The following is a 17067-nucleotide window of genomic DNA, read 5'->3' on the forward strand; positions in this document are numbered from 1 at the left end:
ATAAAACAAAAAGAGCTTCCTATTTAGTAGGAAGCTCCAATATAAAATGATGCTCTATTCAGAACGAACTATTTACCAGTTATAGTTATAACCAATTTGCCCACCTATTTGTTGGTAATCATGTGAGCCTTTTTGAACATTAAAATGAATAAATAAGCTTGATGAGTCATTCACATTTCCTTGTAAGCCTATTTTTAATTCACCAATATTTTTACCGATGTCACTACTTTCTTTGTCACCATTTAAAACCACTTCATTATCCATTCCGTTGTATAACCAGTTAGCTTCAACAAATGGTAATAACCCTTTTGGTTGCTGTTTATTACCATAAAAACGAGCACCTAATCGAGTTTGAACACCTTCACTCTTATTATGACTAAAACGAGTATTGTTATGATCGGTAAAGTCATCCGCATCAATATAGTTATACGTTAACTGTACATGTGGCTTGAGTACCCATTTATTGACATCATTTTCTTCAACAATAAAGGAATATCCTCCTTCTGTAGACACCGCAAAACCATAGCTATCATATTTTCTATCTTGGTTTTTCTGAGCCTGTCCTTTTAGTTTATTGTTGTAATGGGCAAAATGTCCCCAAACATCAACATAAGGGCCATTATCTTTTTCTGGCATCCAACTATAATACGCCCCAAGTTGTACACCTTTTACATCACCTTCAGCCTTTGTTCCAGTTAAGCGGGAACGGTTTTCTACATCACTGTACCCATAACCAACATAGGCACCTGCGACTCGACCTTTTTCTTCATCGCGGTAGAAATCGGCTCCTATTTGTAACAAGGTACTATCAATCTGGAGCTCTTGAGTATCACGAATATGATCGGTTTTAACCTGATTGTAATTAATTCTAGCCCATACTGTTTGATCTGGAGCTTGAACATTATCACGCCTATCTAGAATATTTTGATTAAACATATTCGCAGCAGCGTATTGGTTACCTAGATAAGCCCCTACGTTTGGGTTAGGTATTTTTTCATCGGTTTTTTTCAATTGATTACGTAAGTAATAACCATCATTGACTCCAGATGCATCTCCATCATATAACAAGTATTCATATCGACCATAAGTGACTGGCCCCGCTAATTCAAATGCATCCGCATCTTGCGTCCCTAATGTTTTAACGAGTTGAATCCCATTTTCTTTAGTGGCGATTTCTTTACTTCCGGAAGCAATGACGATGTCAATTTTAGTAGCGTCATTACCTTTTTTCAGGTTATCAACCACTAAAACATCACTACGGCTTTCTTGCCCCCCTTCATTCAAAGTTGTCGCCATTTTTAGGGTGCCGCCATTGGTTGTGAAAGTTCCATTTCCATTTTGTCCTGCGACTTGGCCACCACTTATCACAAAACTATTACCCGATAACCCAGCGCCGGTTAAGTCAAGTACACCACTATGATTGAAGTCCTTAACGCCTAATAATTGTCCATGAACAATTCCTGAACTGGCACTACTTAATGTGCCATGAGGAACATATTCCCCAGTAGTATTACTGTTAATACCATCAACGGCTAAAAGTTTAATTGTGCCAGTATTATTGATAGTGCCATTATTAAAGTGAGAAATAGCAACATTTTTAGTTTCATTATTTTGATTGCGAACTAAAAAGGTTCCTGTGTTTTCTAAATTAAGTGCAGTTTTATTATTGGCGTTCACAACACCTTGGAGGGTGCCACTATTAGTTAGAGATAACTGGCTATTTGCATCAGAGCCAACCACATTAATCGCTTTATCACTTTTTGCACTAATAAAACCGGCATTATTGATGGCATAATCACCAGCACCGCCATTTTCTACCTCAAAATGAACACCAGCATCGTTACCACCTTTAACTGTGGCTCCTTGGTTTATATTAACCGAACCTTCTTTTACGGTTTTTAAGAAAACAGCAGAGTTCCCTTGTGTTGCATCAATATTCGCTTTACTTCCAATAAGAATATCAGCACTACGAGCAACCTCTGTATTTGTGCCACCCCCAGCTACAATTCCATGAGATTGTTGATTTTGTGCATTATTTTCAACAGTGATATCTCCAGCTAAATGCTGGATATTAATATTACCCGTTCTTGAAATACCTTCGATACCATGACCTGAGACTTCTTGTTTACTATCTGCCTTGTTTTTTGCAGAAATATTTCCGGTATTTGTGATTAACACATCACCTTGGCTATAAATACCTACTGCCGAGCTATTTTCGGATGTTAATGAACCACTGTTATTTACTTCAACAGCTGAATTGCCAAGTGCATTAATATAGATATTTCTTGCTTCAATACCTTTTGTTGAAATATTTCCTGAGTTAGTGAGGTTTATTTTTCCATCACCTTCCTGTGTCACACGGATTGCAGCCGCAGAATTATTACTACCTGTTCTTGCTCCCGTTGTTGAAATATTCGAACTATTATTAATAACTAACGTATTATCAGCAGCTGATTTATTATTTACAAAAATACCATGGGAAGTATCACCACTTGTTGTAATATCCCCTTTAGATGACTGAACTTGAATATCTCCACCTTGAGTATCCAAATAGATGCCATGGGAGAAGCTTCCGTTGATTACAGCATCACCTTCATTATTAACAAGTACTTTTCCTGCATTTTTTTTGATTAAGGTAATTCCACTAGAATAATTTCCCAGAGTTTCTAATTTCCCTGAGTTACTAATTTGGTTCACACTGTCTTTTTTAGCTTGAACATTATCTTGCTGTGAATGAATTGCACTTGATGCTGTTCCATTCGTTGTGATATTTCCTGTATTACTTATAAGGATATTACCTGTTCCTGCGTTATTTGTATAAATACCATTATTCATATCACCTTTTGCTAGCGTATTAATATTTCCTTTGTTATCAATAACAATATCACCGCTTGCAGTTTGGCTATCGAATAGCGCATGTATACCTATCGCACCTCGGCCATTATCATTATCTTTACTTCCTGTTGTGATATTTGTTGCATTATTTGTTATACGAATATCACCTGTGGCATTTTTACCTTTTTGGTTACCAAAAAGAGCATAATTATATTCAACGTTACCCTCTGAATTTTTGCTAACAATACTTCCAGAGTTAGTTTCTATGGTAATGTCTCCTGCAGATGTATCACTTAAATTCACTAAGTGAACGCCATCCGCATTGAAGCCATCCAATGAAATATCTGTATTATTTAATGTAGCAAGCAGGTTACCTTTATCTGATTTGGATTTAATATAAACTGCAGTAGAGCCATAATCGCCACTAATACCTGATAATTTACTATCGCTAACATTAATATTGACATCGCCAGACTGGATATTATCTTGCTCAGCATAGACATGATATGCAATTTCATTATCATTAGTGGCTAAAGAGTCATTAATCATAATGTTTGATTTTTTCACATCAATATTTATTTTTTGTGAGGCACCGTCTGCATCACTTTTGGCATAAATACCATGACTTGCTAGTCCATTTGTGGATATATTTCCCGAGTGTTCAATCTTTATATCCCCCACATCTTTATTTTCAGCAAAAATACCAAAAGCATGGTTACCATTTGTTTTCAGGTTTCCAGTGTTTTTTATTGAAATATTTCCTGTCGATGTCGTATTATCAATAACTGCTTCAATCGCATGCTTACCATTACCGATTTTTTCTATTGTAATATTATTGATAATATTAACATTGCTAATTTTAGATGTGTTAACTACCTGTTGATTTTTCCCCGAAATATTTAATGGAACTTCATTTTCAACTGCAAAAGAAGTTGAAACTGGTAATATACTAATTAATGCTACAGACAAAAGAGATTTTTTTTTGGTACAAGATATGCTTTTTTTGTTACCTTTAGCTAATTCAGAAACAACAATAAAGCAATTACTTGCCATGCACCAAATTAATTTATAAATATGGTTCATTAACACATCCTAATTAAATGATATTTTTGATTTGATTTTATAATGAAATTTGATTGAAATCTTAATTACTCGGATTGAGTGTAAAATATTGAATAATAAAAAACAAACCCCACTAAAAAACAAACTTTGTGATATTACTCACACATATTCTTACTTTTTTGATGGTATCGTGATCTTCAAGTTAAATTAATTTGGTTTTGCGTTAAGTTAATATTGCTAGATTTAACCTAATTTGTTTATTTTTGATAAAATAAAAAACAATAAAATAAAACAAAATTCTTGTGAAATATGAAAAGTAAGACTAAATATAATTAATTAAAAAGTAGAAATAAAAACAAAAATAACAATAAAATCAAGGCGAAACAACCATTTTATAAATACTGTTCTCTTTATTAATAAATAAATAAATAAAATAAAATGGGAGGCTTAGTCTGAAAAATAAAAGTAAAAAATTGAGTAATATTACAGAGTGAAAAAAATTAAATATTATAATTAAGTATTTAAGAACAATCTCAAGAAAAATAATTTCTTTAAGACTATTCTTGCTTATTTTCGGGGGGGGGATTTAATTCAGTGGAGAGTTTATAAGATTAATTATCGGAAAATGATAATTGAAGAATGCAAATAAGAATATCGGAATATTTATTTAGTGTAAGTGTTTCTTATTTAGATGGTCTTTATATGAGTGTTTTATATTAAATATACGACTAGGTGTTTTTTGTTCAAACGTAAGGGCGAAGTATAAAGTGCTATTTATAATTATTTGATAGAGATAAACATTGCTTTTTATTAAAGAAATGTTTATCTAAATAGAATGTTGATATTAGAATTAAAAATAATTAGATTTATGATTGAGTCTCACCTATATAACTCAATTTCCACTGTTTTATTTGGCTTTTGGGGTTAATTAATGTGAATTCATAGTGTTCAAAATGAGAAAGCACTTTTTTAAATTCAACCTTCGCTTTATCTAAATCCCATGATTTAGGGAAGTAAAAACCATCAAAAGAAATATTTTCTAATCTTGCAATAAATTGATGGATAAACTCATCAAATCCACCATAAGTTAGTGCGATTTTTCCACTCCAATTAATGTGATAAGTGTTATCTTGTTGACGTTGGAAGTGAATTTGATGATTTTTACATTCATCATGTCCTAATAAATAAATACTGAATGCGGAGATTTCTGTTGGCTCATCGTCGTCTTCAGAATGATTTATTTGTGGTGCAGTATCAAGATTAAATTGGTGCGTGATAAAATTGTCAAAATCAAAAGGAACTTCGCCTGTACTCAGTAAAATACCTTTTTCATCTGACCAAAATGTTGAAGAGAGAGTGCAACGATGATAATTATCCCAGACAATCCTAGATTGCCAATCAACAAGGCTGGTATATTCTTCCTCATCATCTAGCTCATCTTCATCTATATCATCAGGATAATCCTTACCTTCACTTAAATAGTAGCTGGCACTTCTAAGATGCAGATCAAACCAAAGTTGGCCATGTTTATCTAATCGCCCAGACCAGACAAATTCTTCAATGTTATGAGGTTTAGGGTAAGCGCTATCAATAAATGTAATGGTATGTGAAGGTGTTGTCATGATTATCGTCTTGTTGGTATCGGATTTTTATCACGTATCTAGAGTGATAGAAATTAGCGAAGTTATGATAAAAATAAGGTAAAGATAAAATACCATAAATTGAGCGATAAAATGGAAATCAAATCAGAGAGGATAGAATGTTAACAACATTAAATCAGTGGCTACCAATACCTTTATGTCCGATAGAACGAGGAGAAGATAAGGAATGGCTGCTTATTGATAATCGATACACCTTTCCTCAAGACTATATTGAATTTGTCATGCAATATGGTTCAGGGCACATAGCCAACTTTATTACGTTATTTAATCCATTTAGTGAGAATGAATATCTTAATTTCTTTCAGCAAAAAGAGGCAATCCTTAAGGATTTTGATTCGTTAATACAGGCTGATCCTGATTATTATACTTTTCATCTGTACCCTAAAGATAATGGACTTTTGCCTATTGGAGTGACAGATAATGGAGATACTCTGTTTTGGGTTGTTTCATCCAATGATAGCAGTTTATGGACAATAGCAATTATTCCATCCAGAGCCTCTGAAGTAGAATTTATTGCAGAAAATCTGACAGGGTTTTTAGAAGGAGTGCTATCAAAACGAATTCGTTGTCAGTCATTTCCAGCAGGGTTCCCATCAGAGAATATAACGTTCATTTCAAACAACTGAAGGGTTATTTGCCTATGGGTAATTGAGTTACTAGGTATGTCGTGGCAAGCCCGAGAAGGATAGAGATGCTAAAGCTAATAAGCGTACCTAACATAACATATTCTGTTAGTTTTTTATCTTGGTCATTTTGTAACTCACCAAATCTAAATATAGATTTGTCTGCTAATAAAAAACCAATTGCTGCAAATTGGTTTAAAAGAATGAAGGTTAAAATAAGTATTCTTTCCAAATAACCAATAGATTGACCAGCAGAAATGAGCGTTGAGCCTTCTTCTGCGACAGGTGTCCATTTCTTAAGTAACTCATCAATAAGCCTTGTTAATTAAATAATTAACGTATTGAATATATTCATCTATTAACTTTATAGAGAAAGTGTGAAAAAAAAGCAACAAAAAAGCCTTTCCTGGAAAACCAGAAAAGGCTTTTTATAAAAATAGACCTAACTGACTAGGATCAGTTCATGCCGTATTTTTTCAGTTTCTTACGCAGTGTGCCGCGGTTAATGCCCATCATTTGCGCTGCACGCGTTTGGTTGCCACGGGTGTACTGCATTACCATGTCCAACAATGGCTGTTCAACTTCAGCCAATACTAGCTCATATAAGTCATTAACGTCTTGACCGTTTAATTGAGCAAAATAGTTCTTCAGTGCTTGTTTAACTGAGTCACGTAAAGGTTTTTGGGTCACCTGATCTTGTGAATTTACGGTGGCAACTGTTAGTACGTCTGAATTTACGCGTTGTTCGAACATAGTTCTGTCAGCTCTTTTATTTATTTACGCAAAAAATTTTCGAAATATGCTTCCAACGCCTCCAGCTGTTCGCTGGCATCCTCTATGGCGTTGAAGGAGCGCCGAAACTGGTCATCAGGGGCATGTTCCTTGAGATACCAAGAGACATGCTTGCGTGCAATGCGAGTTCCTTTGCCTTGACCGTAAAAGTCGTGCAACTCACGCACATGCTTTTGCATTATTTGTTGTACCTCTGCAATCGGCAGAGGGGGCAACAGTTCACCTGTGTCCAGATAGTGCTGGATTTCCCGAAAGATCCAGGGTCTTCCCTGAGCAGCGCGACCGATCATCAAAGCATCGGCTCCAGTGTAGTCTAATACTGCTCTGGCTTTTAGCGGGTCTGTTATGTCTCCATTCGCAATAATGGGAATAGAAACACTCTGCTTAACTGTCCGAATACTGTCGTATTCGGCTTCCCCTTTGAACAAACACTCGCGTGTACGTCCATGAATAGTGAGAGCCTGAATACCACAACGTTCAGCCAATTTGGCAATCTCTACACAGTTACGTTCATCAGGTGACCAGCCAGTACGGATCTTGAGAGTAACAGGAACATCTACCGCGTTAACCACAGCAGAGAGGATCTCTGCGACAAGGTCGGGATGACGAAGTAGTGCTGAACCGGCTAGCTTTTTATTCACCTTTTTTGCAGGGCAACCCATGTTAATGTCGATAATTTGAGCGCCACTATCTGCGTTTATTTTCGCAGCTGCCGCCATATCAACGGGATCACTTCCTGCAATTTGTACGGAGCGGATCCCCAATTCATCACTATGTACCATTCGTAATCGAGACTTGTCTGTCTGCCAAACCTGAGGATTGGAAGAAAGCATTTCAGAAACTGTCATACCCGCACCCATATCATAGCAAAGCGACCGAAAAGGTCGGTCTGTAACGCCAGCCATGGGAGCCGCGATAAGGCAATTTTTTAACTGATACTGTCCGATTCGCATAGATGAAAAGAGGGCCAAACTGTGACTGCAAGGGCGCGTATATTACGCATTTTTTGCCAGATATGAAAGGACAAAGTTTAACCAAATTGCGAAAAAAAGTTACTTTTTTACACTTGATTTTTTATGAATTGATTATTTAATCAATAAAAACATAATGTTATATGTTTTTAGAAAATTAAAAATTGATGATATAGAATTGATAAACAAGTGAAACTAAGTAGAGTTTATCAGGCAAAAATGTGATTAATGCCTGATAAACAATAATTAAGCGAAATTTTAACGCAATGAGATCATCTCATTTTGGTTAATATTTGTTCGGCGTTATTTTTTCACACCGGTAATACGACACCACTCTTCTTTTTCAGCAACAGGATCTAAGTTAAATAATCCTTCATAGGCAGCAGTTACACCTTCTGCTTGTGTCGCTAACACCCCTGAAAGACCTAGATGTCCACCTTGGCGAGGTAGTGTGCTGATAACAGGTGCTAGTTCACGCAATGGACCTGCTAAAATATTGGCGACTACAACATCAGCGCTGAGGTTATCAGGCTGGTCTTTTGCAAGATACAGTGTGAGTGCGTCAGAAACACCATTACGCTGTGCATTATCACGACTTGCTTGGATAGCTTGAGGGTCGATATCAATACCAATCGCTTTTGCTGCACCCAGTTTTAATGCCGCAATAGCTAATATGCCAGAGCCACAACCGAAGTCGATAACTGTTTTACCCGCTAAATCTAAACCATCAAGCCACTGAAGGCATAATGAGGTGGTAGGGTGGGTACCTGTACCAAATGCAAGACCAGGGTCTAGCATGACGTTAACGGCGTTAGGATCAGGCACTTCACGCCAGCTTGGACAAATCCATAAACGCTCGCCAAAACGCATTGGGTGGAAATTATCCATCCATTCACGTTCCCAATCTTTATCTTCGAGTTGTTCAATTTTGTGCAGGAAACCTTGACCGAGTAATGGCGTATTTTCTAACATCGCCACAACGATTTTCATGTCAGTTTCTGCATCATATAAACCGATAACGTCAGTATCACCCCAAAGACGAGTTTCACCCGGTAAAGGTTCAAAAATAGGGGTATCGTGACTATCTTGGAAAGTCACTGAAACGGCACCGCTTTCAACCAATTCATCACCAATAGCTTCTGCATTAGCGGCGGTTGCATTAAGTCTTAATTGTATCCAAGGCATAATTAGTCTCTTTAAAAACGAATTCACTGTAATGATGCTGATTGGGGCAGAGTATGCTCCCCAAATCGATTAGCCACAAGAAACGCGACTAAGCTCAATAACAGTGATGGAACAATGGGGTGGAATCCAGCTATCTGGATATTAAATGTCGCAAGGGTAGCGTAGAGTGTGGCACCTGTGATCATGCCCGCAATCGCACCATAACGGTTGGCTTTTTCCCAATAAAGCCCAAGAACTAAAGGCCATAAGAAAACCGCTTGTAGGCCACCAAAAGCAAGTAAGTTAAGCCAAATAATCATCGATGGTGGGTTCCATGCTGCAAACAGCAGTAACACACCTAAAATCAAGGTCGAAAGGCTTGATAAACGAGAAATACGTTTTTCATTCGTGATCGCATGCGGTGCGATATTGAGATAGAGATCTTTGACTAACGTTGCTGATGATTGTAACAGTTGCGCATTAATCGTCGACATAATGGCAGCCATCGGTGCCGCAAGAAAAATACCTGCTGCAATAGGTGGTAATACTTCAACCATCAGTGTTGGAATAACTTGATCAGGAACCGTCAGATCAGGAATGATCGCCCGACCTAATGCGCCAGCAAAGTGCATACCAAACATCAGTAGTGACATCACAATGGTACCAATGATGATCCCTTTATGCATGGCTTTACTGTCTTTGTAAGAGATGCAACGTACCGCAGTATGTGGCAAGCCGATAACACCAAAACAGACCAGTACCCAAAATGAAGCCATAAATGGGCCACTTAAAATACCATCCGCCCCTTGGGGAGATGTTAACGCAGGATCGATGGCATTGAGTTTTTGTATCGCAATATCTAATCCACCAGCTTTATAGATAATGGCAAACAGGAGAATAAAGGTACCAAGCAGCATCACAAGGCCTTGTAAGGCATCGTTTAATACGCTAGCTCTAAATCCACCAATTGCAGTGTACAACGCAATGGAGATCCCAAAGATCAGTAAGCCGAATTCATAAGGAATGCCTGCTGCAGTTTCTAATAAACGCGCTCCACCAATAAATTGCACTGTCATGGCGCCGACAAAAGCGACTAACAGACTTAAACTGGCAAACCAGACTAGAAAACGGCTTTTGTAACGCGCATAGAGCATATCGTTTAAGGTTACGGCATTATAACGGCGCGCTAAAATGGCAAATTTTTTCCCTAAAACCCCCAGAGAGAGCCAAATTGCGGGAAGTTGGATCATCGAAAGTAATACCCAACCGATACCGTATTTATAGGCAGCACCCGGCCCACCAATAAAGGAGCTGGCACTGACATAAGTTGCTGTGATAGTCATGGCTAGCACGAAGCCACCCATTGAGCGGTTACCCAGAAAATATTCGTTAAGAAACTCGCCTTTTTCGCGCTTACGATAAGCATAAGCTGATAACAGAAAGACCAGCAGAAGGTAGCCAATCAGTGGCACTATGACCTCAGTTTGCATCGTCATGCTCATCTCCTAACGGCATATCTTTGAAAAAGTAGCGCACCATCAGATAGCACAACAGAAAAAACAAAACAGGTAGGAATAAGCATGAAAGCTCAAACCAAAGAGGTAAACCAGTAATGCCTAGTGTGTTATCAGGTAAATAGCCGGTAATTAACCAACCCAACAAATACATAAAAGTTAAAATTAGGGCCCAAAGGGCTTCTTTGTGGGCCTGAACAAAACGTTTGTCCATCTGTTCTCCCAATCTTAATAGGGTTAAAAATGATGGAAGGATTGTACGGGAAAGTGAGTATTGATTCAGTGAAAATTAATCACAAAGTCGCGAGAGGATATTAAAAATAGATTATCTTATTGTTTTAAAAAGGATTAGTGACCATTTTCTATTAAGAGAATAATAGAATAGAGATAGATTTGTATATTAATCAACAAATAAATTGTTGAAATAATCGCCATAAGCAGGGTGCTTAATATAATGGAAATAGGATAAAAGAAGAGCAGACACTAAAATAAATTAATCAAAAGTGGTGCTCTTCTTTGTTTTACTCATCTCATAAATTAAAAATTAAAGGGCATTTTTTATTCTTTCTAAACCTTCTTTGATAATGGTGCGAGGGCAAGCAAGATTAATACGAATATAGTTATCACCATTACTTACAAACATATTTCCACCTTCTAATAGAATGCCTGTTTTATTCGCAAAATAGAGTGAAAGCTGTTGGTTATCGACATCTTCAGGTAAATAATTTGCCAAATTAATCCACGCTAAATAGGTTGAATCAGGTATTTTAAAGTTTGCTTTTGGAAAATGAATCTGTGTAAACTCTTGTACTAATTTGAAGTTATCATCGAGATAGTTTCTTAGTTCTTTTAACCATTCATCACATTGAGAATAAGCGGCTTTTGTTGCAACTAAACTTAATGGTGAAATAAAGTCATCATAAAGACGAAGCCACTCTTTTTTTACTTCTTTATCTTTAATAAAGATATGAGACATCAGATTACCTGCAAGATTAAATGTCTTGCTTGGAGCCATGCAGGTGATAATTTTTTCATAATGAGGAAAGAGTTTAGCAATAGGAGTATGCGTCACACCGTTACGTAATAAATCACAATGTATTTCATCTGATATTATCCAAATATCATTTTCAATACAGAGTTTCCCCATCTTAATTAGCTCTTCTTCAATCCATACTTTACCCGTTGGGTTTTGAGGATTACATAAAATAAAGAGCTTAATATTAAGTGACTTATCTTTAATTTTGCGTTCCATATCAGCAAAGTCGACAGCGTATTCACCATCTTCTTCTAATAAATCAGAGTAGATCACTTGGCGAGAGTTATAATCTCCCGCTTGTTTAAAGGGAGTATAAGAAGGCGTTTGAATCAGGATGCTTTCATCTTCTTTTATTAATAAAGGCACTAGGCGATTTAACGCAGGAATAATACCCGGTGATAATACGATTTCACGCGGATCAATTTCCCAATCATAATGTCTTTGACACCAGTTTTTAAATATTTGGTAATACTCATTATCATACACCTTGGTATAACCTAATATTTTTCTATCAAGGCGCGCTTTAATGGCGTCAAGCACTTCAGGAGGAGTAGAGAAGTCCATATCTGCAACCCACATTCTAATAAACTCATTATCAGCAAAGGAAAATTGCGCATCTTTATCTGCTTTAAAAATATACTGGCGCCAACCATCATAATTTAAAGCATCAGTATCTTTTCTATCTATAATTTCGTCAAAGTTATATTTCATGGTTAAGCCTTTAATACATCTAATTTAATTAAATAAATTTTAAGAAAGGAGAAATACAAAGTAGGATGCCTGTAAAGATAATTAAATACAGTGATCCACCTTTATAGCGGTGCAATGAAGGTACTTTGTAAACTAAATAAGCAGGAATAAGACAACCTACAATCCCGAAAATAGGACTACAGATTGAAGTGAACATTAATACTGGCAGATTAAGAACAATGGCTCCCCACGCAATAACGACAGTGAAAATGACAATACAGAGCGAGAGGATTTTCTGATTAATTTTTTCTGCGGGAATAATACGAGTAAGAGCATTCATGACTAAGCCTTGTACTGCTTCTTTAAAGCCAAGATAAACCCCAAAGAATGCTGTCATTAATGCAAAGATGTTGAGTGTCACACCAACAGGAGTCACATATTTAGCTGCATCACCTTCAATAAATTGTGCTGCGATCGCTAGTGCAGAAATATTCTGCTCATAGGCTTTAACCGCTTCATCATGTCCAATGGCAAAAGTAAAAGAAACGGCATAGAAGAAAACAACACAAAATAATGTACCAAAAGAGATATTCATGGCTCTTAGGGCTTTGTAGCGAGCGATTTCAATCGACTTATTTTTGGCACGATAAGAAATTACCATTGGGCTAAGGGATTGAATAAAGAGTATAGAAGTGAGCGTAAAAGGTAGGGTAATAATAGCGTTTTTAATTAATAGACTAAAAGGCGGGAAGGCATCGATATTTTTCGATAAATCCCACATACTGATCATCATGACACCCAGCGCAAACACAACTAATAATTTAGATAACACCATAAAGCTTGAGATTTTAAATAATAACTCTTCACTTCGTGATGCAATTAAAACGAGAAATGAGATAAGAATTAGGCCATAGAATGGATTTTCTGACAGTAATCCTTCTGTTACGCCAAAGGTGTGTAGATAAGATGCTGTATCATTAGTCAGCGCTGTTGGATAAGCAAAAATCCAAATCACTAACATCAAGAAGTAAAGTAACCCTAAAAACATTCCCCAGTTTTTACCAAGATAACCTTCGATAACACTAGGGTAGTCTTTACATTCTTTAGAATCGGCAAGGGTATTAATAAACAGGCGTTGAAAGAGGTACATGGCAGGGTAGCCAATAATAGAAGAGAGTAAAAATACCCATAATCCAATTAAGCCAACTTGTACGGGTAAAAAAACAATACCAGCACCAATTGCCATACCGATACTGATAATAATCCACCCCATATCGGTATTATCAAATCGAGTTAATTTTTTCCATTCTTCTTTTGAGAGAGAGGCCCTATCAACTTTTTGTTCTAATAAGGTCATACATGTAATCCCATGTGAAAGTAAAATTTATAGTATTTGTTTTGTTAAGTTTATTTTTGGAACATGATTTCTAATCATTTTGTATTAGCTGAATAACGATACTTCGAAAATTATTTTAGCAATTAGTGTGATTAATTATTTCTCCATATTGGAAGCTAGATGGACTTATTTATTAATAAAATTCGCTAAAATTTAGTTATGAATTAATTATCTTTGATAAAAAAGTTATTTTGATTAATGTCACAGAGGTGCGAATAGAATGGATCTTGACAAAACGGATATGGGGATACTTAAGCTGTTACAGGAAGAAGGGCGATTAAATAATTCGGAAATTGCTAAGCGTGTTTTTTTATCCCCACCGGCTTGTTGGAAGCGACTTAAGGCATTAGAAAAGGGAGTGATAAAGAGTTATCGAGCGATAATTGAACCTAAGCATTTAGGGTTTAATTTTTATGCATTTATGAACATCACGTTAGATCTGCATTCTGAAGATAATATGGCGCATTTTGAACAAGAAATAATGAAAATTGATAATGTGATTTCTTGTCATAATATCTCAGGCCGATACGACTATATGTTGCAACTGGTTGTTAAAGATATGGAAGATTTTCACAACGTTTCAATGATGAAAGTGCGTGCCATTGGTAATATTAAAGAGATGAATACCAGTTTTAGCATTCGAGAAATAAAACCTTTTAAAGGGTTTCCTATTAAATAAATACCTATCAGAAAATCTGCAATAAAAAAGGCATAGTTAATAAACTATGCCTTTTCTTGTTAAGTGAGAAAGATTATTTCTCAGCTAAACCTAAACGTTTTTCAAGGTAGTGAATATTGGTACCACCTTTTTGGAATTGCTCATCATTCATAATGAACTGGTGTAGTTCAATATTGGTTTTAATACCATCAATGATAAGTTCTGCCAACGCATTCTTCATGCGAGAGATCGCGATTTCGCGTGTTTCACCGTAAGTGATCAATTTACCAATCATTGAATCATAGTGAGGTGGAACAGTATAACCTGCGTAAATATGCGATTCCCAACGAACGCCAAATCCACCTGGTGAGTGGAATCGAGTGATCGTACCAGGGCTTGGCATGAAGGTTTTTGGATCTTCTGCGTTGATACGACATTCAATTGCATGACCATGAACATTAATTTGATCTTGGGTTACTGATAAAGGTAAGCCTGATGCAATGCGTAACTGTTCTTTGATTAAGTCGATGCCAGTGATCATTTCTGTTACTGGATGTTCAACCTGAATACGGGTGTTCATCTCAATAAAGTAGAATTCACCATTTTCATACAGGAATTCGAATGTACCTGCACCACGATAGCCGATTTCAATACATGCGTTCGCACAGCGTTCGCCGATATTTTTACGGATTTCAGGGGTAATACCCGGTGCTGGTGCTTCTTCAACCACTTTTTGGTGACGACGTTGCATTGAGCAATCACGTTCAGCCAAATAGATTGCATTACCTTGACCATCAGCCATAACTTGAATTTCAACATGGCGTGGGTTTTCAAGGTATTTTTCCATGTATACCATGTCGTTGCTAAATGCCGCTTTTGCTTCCGCACGCGTCATTGTAATGGATTGTTCTAGATCTTTTTCAGAACGAACAACACGCATACCGCGTCCACCACCGCCACCAGAGGCTTTGATGATAACTGGGTAGCCAATACGTTTAGCAATTTCAATATTTTTTGCAGTGTCGTTACCTAAAGGACCATCTGATCCTGGTACACAAGGAACACCTGCTTTTTTCATCGCTTCGATAGCAGAAACTTTGTCACCCATTAGGCGGATGGTTTCAGCTTTTGGACCGATAAAAATAAAGCCTGAACGTTCAACTTGCTCTGCGAAATCAGCATTTTCAGACAGGAAACCGTATCCTGGATGAATGGCTTGTGCGCCACTGATCTCAGCCGCTGCAATAATTGCAGGGATATTTAGGTAACTTTTTGCTGAAGCAGCGGGACCAATACAGATAGTCTCGTCTGCCAGCAGAACGTGTTTTAAATCACGGTCTGCCGTGGAGTGAACAGCAACTGCTTTGATCCCAAGCTCTTTACATGCTCTTAGGATACGCAGTGCTATCTCACCACGGTTGGCAATGAGGATTTTTTCTAGCATGGACCTGCCTCGTTATTCGATAACAAAGAGTGGAGCGTCAAACTCAACGTTGTCGCCATCTTGGCAAAGGATAGATTTAACAACACCCGCTTTGTCAGATTCAATCTGGTTCATCATTTTCATTGCTTCAACGATGCACAGAGTATCGCCTACATTGACTTGCTGACCGACTTCAACAAATTTCTTAGCTTCAGGGCTTGGTGAGCGGTAGAACGTTCCGACCATTGGTGAACGTACAACGTGACCGCTGATTTCTTGCGCTGGTGTAGCCGCTGGTGTTTCTGGCGCTACAGGCGCAACTGCATTTGCTAATGCAGGTTGTGGTGCCACTGGTGCCGCAAAATATTGCTGAGGAGCCATTTGACCCTGGAGGCCAGAGTTACGACTAATACGTACTGACTCTTCACCTTCAGAGATTTCCAGTTCAGAAATGCCAGACTCTTCGACTAGCTCGATCAGTTTTTTAATTTTACGAATATCCATGAGTTGATTCCGTACTCTTTTTGATGTTTTTTATTAAGACAAGCGGCTGACCGCTGCCTGTAAAGCAAACCGATAACCTTCTGCACCTAATCCACAGATTACGCCTGTTGCGATATCAGAGAGATATGAATGGTGACGGAAAGGCTCCCGACTGTAGACATTGGACAGGTGAATTTCAATAAATGGAATATCCACCCCTAATAATGCATCACGCAGTGCAACACTGGTATGCGTGAAAGCTGCAGGGTTGATTAATATATAATCGACATTACCCCGAGCTGCATGAATTTTATTTATCAGCTCAAATTCAGCGTTAGACTGAAAATGACTGAGTTTCACATTTAATGCCTGAGCATCTGCTGACAAACTTTGAACGATATCATCCAGAGTTAAGTGTCCGTAGGTTTCCGGCTCTCTTGTTCCAAGCAGGTTTAGATTCGGACCATTCAGGAGCAAAATATGAAAATTTTCCGACATTATGCTTCTATCTCCGTCAATTCGTCAACGAAATGACAAAATAACCTGTGCTTTTCGTTTTGTCATCTTTTATTGTATCCAATGCTACGATACATATCACAAAGTCCGACATTATAGACATTTCACAGAAGATAACAGCAAAATACTGGTCTAATCAGGGAGTGAAGGGTTTATTTTGATGAAAAGTTAAAAGTTTTTACAAGATTGTAAATGCAAGAAAGCAAAATAAATAGGTGTCTAAAAAATAATCATAACACCACG

Annotated in this window: 14 protein-coding genes; 2 read left to right on the plus strand and 12 right to left on the minus strand. The window is 37.2% G+C overall.

All coding sequences use genetic code 11. From position 1 onward, the window contains the following. Nucleotides 1-72: 72 nt before the first annotated feature. Both NBG71_RS10665 and NBG71_RS10670 read right to left on the minus strand, forming a co-directional pair. Nucleotides 73-3918 (minus strand): autotransporter outer membrane beta-barrel domain-containing protein, encoded by a 3846-nt coding sequence (locus NBG71_RS10665; protein ID WP_099660047.1) that lies wholly within the window; start codon nt 3916-3918, stop codon nt 73-75. Nucleotides 3919-4763: 845 nt separating this feature from the next. Further along, nucleotides 4764-5519 (minus strand): hypothetical protein, encoded by a 756-nt coding sequence (locus tag NBG71_RS10670; protein ID WP_099660020.1) that lies wholly within the window; start codon nt 5517-5519, stop codon nt 4764-4766. Nucleotides 5520-5656: 137 nt separating this feature from the next. On the opposite strand from NBG71_RS10670, the gene NBG71_RS10675 reads away from it, so the two are divergent. Further along, entirely contained in the window at nt 5657-6184 is a 528-nt protein-coding gene (locus tag NBG71_RS10675; protein ID WP_164530305.1) for an SMI1/KNR4 family protein, read from the plus strand. Between the two features lie 453 nt (nt 6185-6637). Here the strand turns inward: NBG71_RS10675 and fis are convergent, their stop codons facing one another. The 7 genes from fis to NBG71_RS10710 all read right to left on the minus strand — a co-directional run bounded on the left by fis (nt 6638) and on the right by NBG71_RS10710 (nt 13621). Further along, a complete protein-coding gene (fis, locus tag NBG71_RS10680; RefSeq protein WP_004245342.1) occupies nt 6638-6934 on the minus strand; it encodes a DNA-binding transcriptional regulator Fis in 297 nt (98 codons plus the stop codon). Between the two features lie 20 nt (nt 6935-6954). Continuing rightward, on the minus strand, nt 6955-7926 hold the full coding sequence (gene dusB / locus NBG71_RS10685) for a tRNA dihydrouridine synthase DusB (protein WP_069368388.1): 972 nt from the start codon (nt 7924-7926) through the stop codon (nt 6955-6957). Between the two features lie 321 nt (nt 7927-8247). Continuing rightward, a complete protein-coding gene (prmA, locus tag NBG71_RS10690; RefSeq protein WP_211838822.1) occupies nt 8248-9129 on the minus strand; it encodes a 50S ribosomal protein L11 methyltransferase in 882 nt (293 codons plus the stop codon). A 23-nt stretch (nt 9130-9152) separates the two neighbouring features. After that, a complete protein-coding gene (gene panF / locus NBG71_RS10695; protein ID WP_075671511.1) occupies nt 9153-10598 on the minus strand; it encodes a sodium/pantothenate symporter in 1446 nt (481 codons plus the stop codon). Next, entirely contained in the window at nt 10588-10836 is a 249-nt protein-coding gene (locus NBG71_RS10700) for a YhdT family protein (RefSeq protein WP_075671499.1), read from the minus strand. Before NBG71_RS10700 ends, panF begins: the two co-directional genes overlap by 11 nt. Nucleotides 10837-11166: 330 nt before the next feature. Further along, nucleotides 11167-12369, minus strand: coding sequence for a MalY/PatB family protein (locus tag NBG71_RS10705; RefSeq protein WP_211838823.1), 1203 nt, complete (start codon nt 12367-12369; stop codon nt 11167-11169). A 28-nt stretch (nt 12370-12397) separates the two neighbouring features. After that, nucleotides 12398-13621 carry an aromatic amino acid transport family protein gene (locus tag NBG71_RS10710; protein WP_419894606.1) on the minus strand — a complete coding sequence of 408 codons (1224 nt, stop codon included), beginning with the start codon at nt 13619-13621 and terminating at the stop codon, nt 12398-12400. Nucleotides 13622-13964: 343 nt separating this feature from the next. On the opposite strand from NBG71_RS10710, the gene NBG71_RS10715 reads away from it, so the two are divergent. Continuing rightward, nucleotides 13965-14423 (plus strand): Lrp/AsnC family transcriptional regulator, encoded by a 459-nt coding sequence (locus NBG71_RS10715; RefSeq protein ID WP_159363771.1) that lies wholly within the window; start codon nt 13965-13967, stop codon nt 14421-14423. 73 nt (nt 14424-14496) lie between these two features. Here NBG71_RS10715 and accC read toward each other — a convergent pair whose 3' ends face one another. From accC to aroQ, 3 genes are read right to left on the minus strand one after another with little or no spacing between them, the layout of a single operon-like run. Further along, nucleotides 14497-15846 carry an acetyl-CoA carboxylase biotin carboxylase subunit gene (gene accC, locus NBG71_RS10720; RefSeq protein WP_075671491.1) on the minus strand — a complete coding sequence of 450 codons (1350 nt, stop codon included), beginning with the start codon at nt 15844-15846 and terminating at the stop codon, nt 14497-14499. Between the two features lie 12 nt (nt 15847-15858). Continuing rightward, complete coding sequence (gene accB / locus NBG71_RS10725; RefSeq protein ID WP_075671489.1) at nt 15859-16329, minus strand: acetyl-CoA carboxylase biotin carboxyl carrier protein; 471 nt, start codon at nt 16327-16329, stop codon at nt 15859-15861. Nucleotides 16330-16362: 33 nt separating this feature from the next. Next, a complete protein-coding gene (aroQ, locus tag NBG71_RS10730; protein WP_075671487.1) occupies nt 16363-16806 on the minus strand; it encodes a type II 3-dehydroquinate dehydratase in 444 nt (147 codons plus the stop codon). Nucleotides 16807-17067 lie beyond the last annotated feature (261 nt).

Origin of the sequence: Proteus sp. FZP2095, from assembly GCF_023701425.1 — a bacterium.
GTDB lineage: Bacteria > Pseudomonadota > Gammaproteobacteria > Enterobacterales > Enterobacteriaceae > Proteus > Proteus cibarius.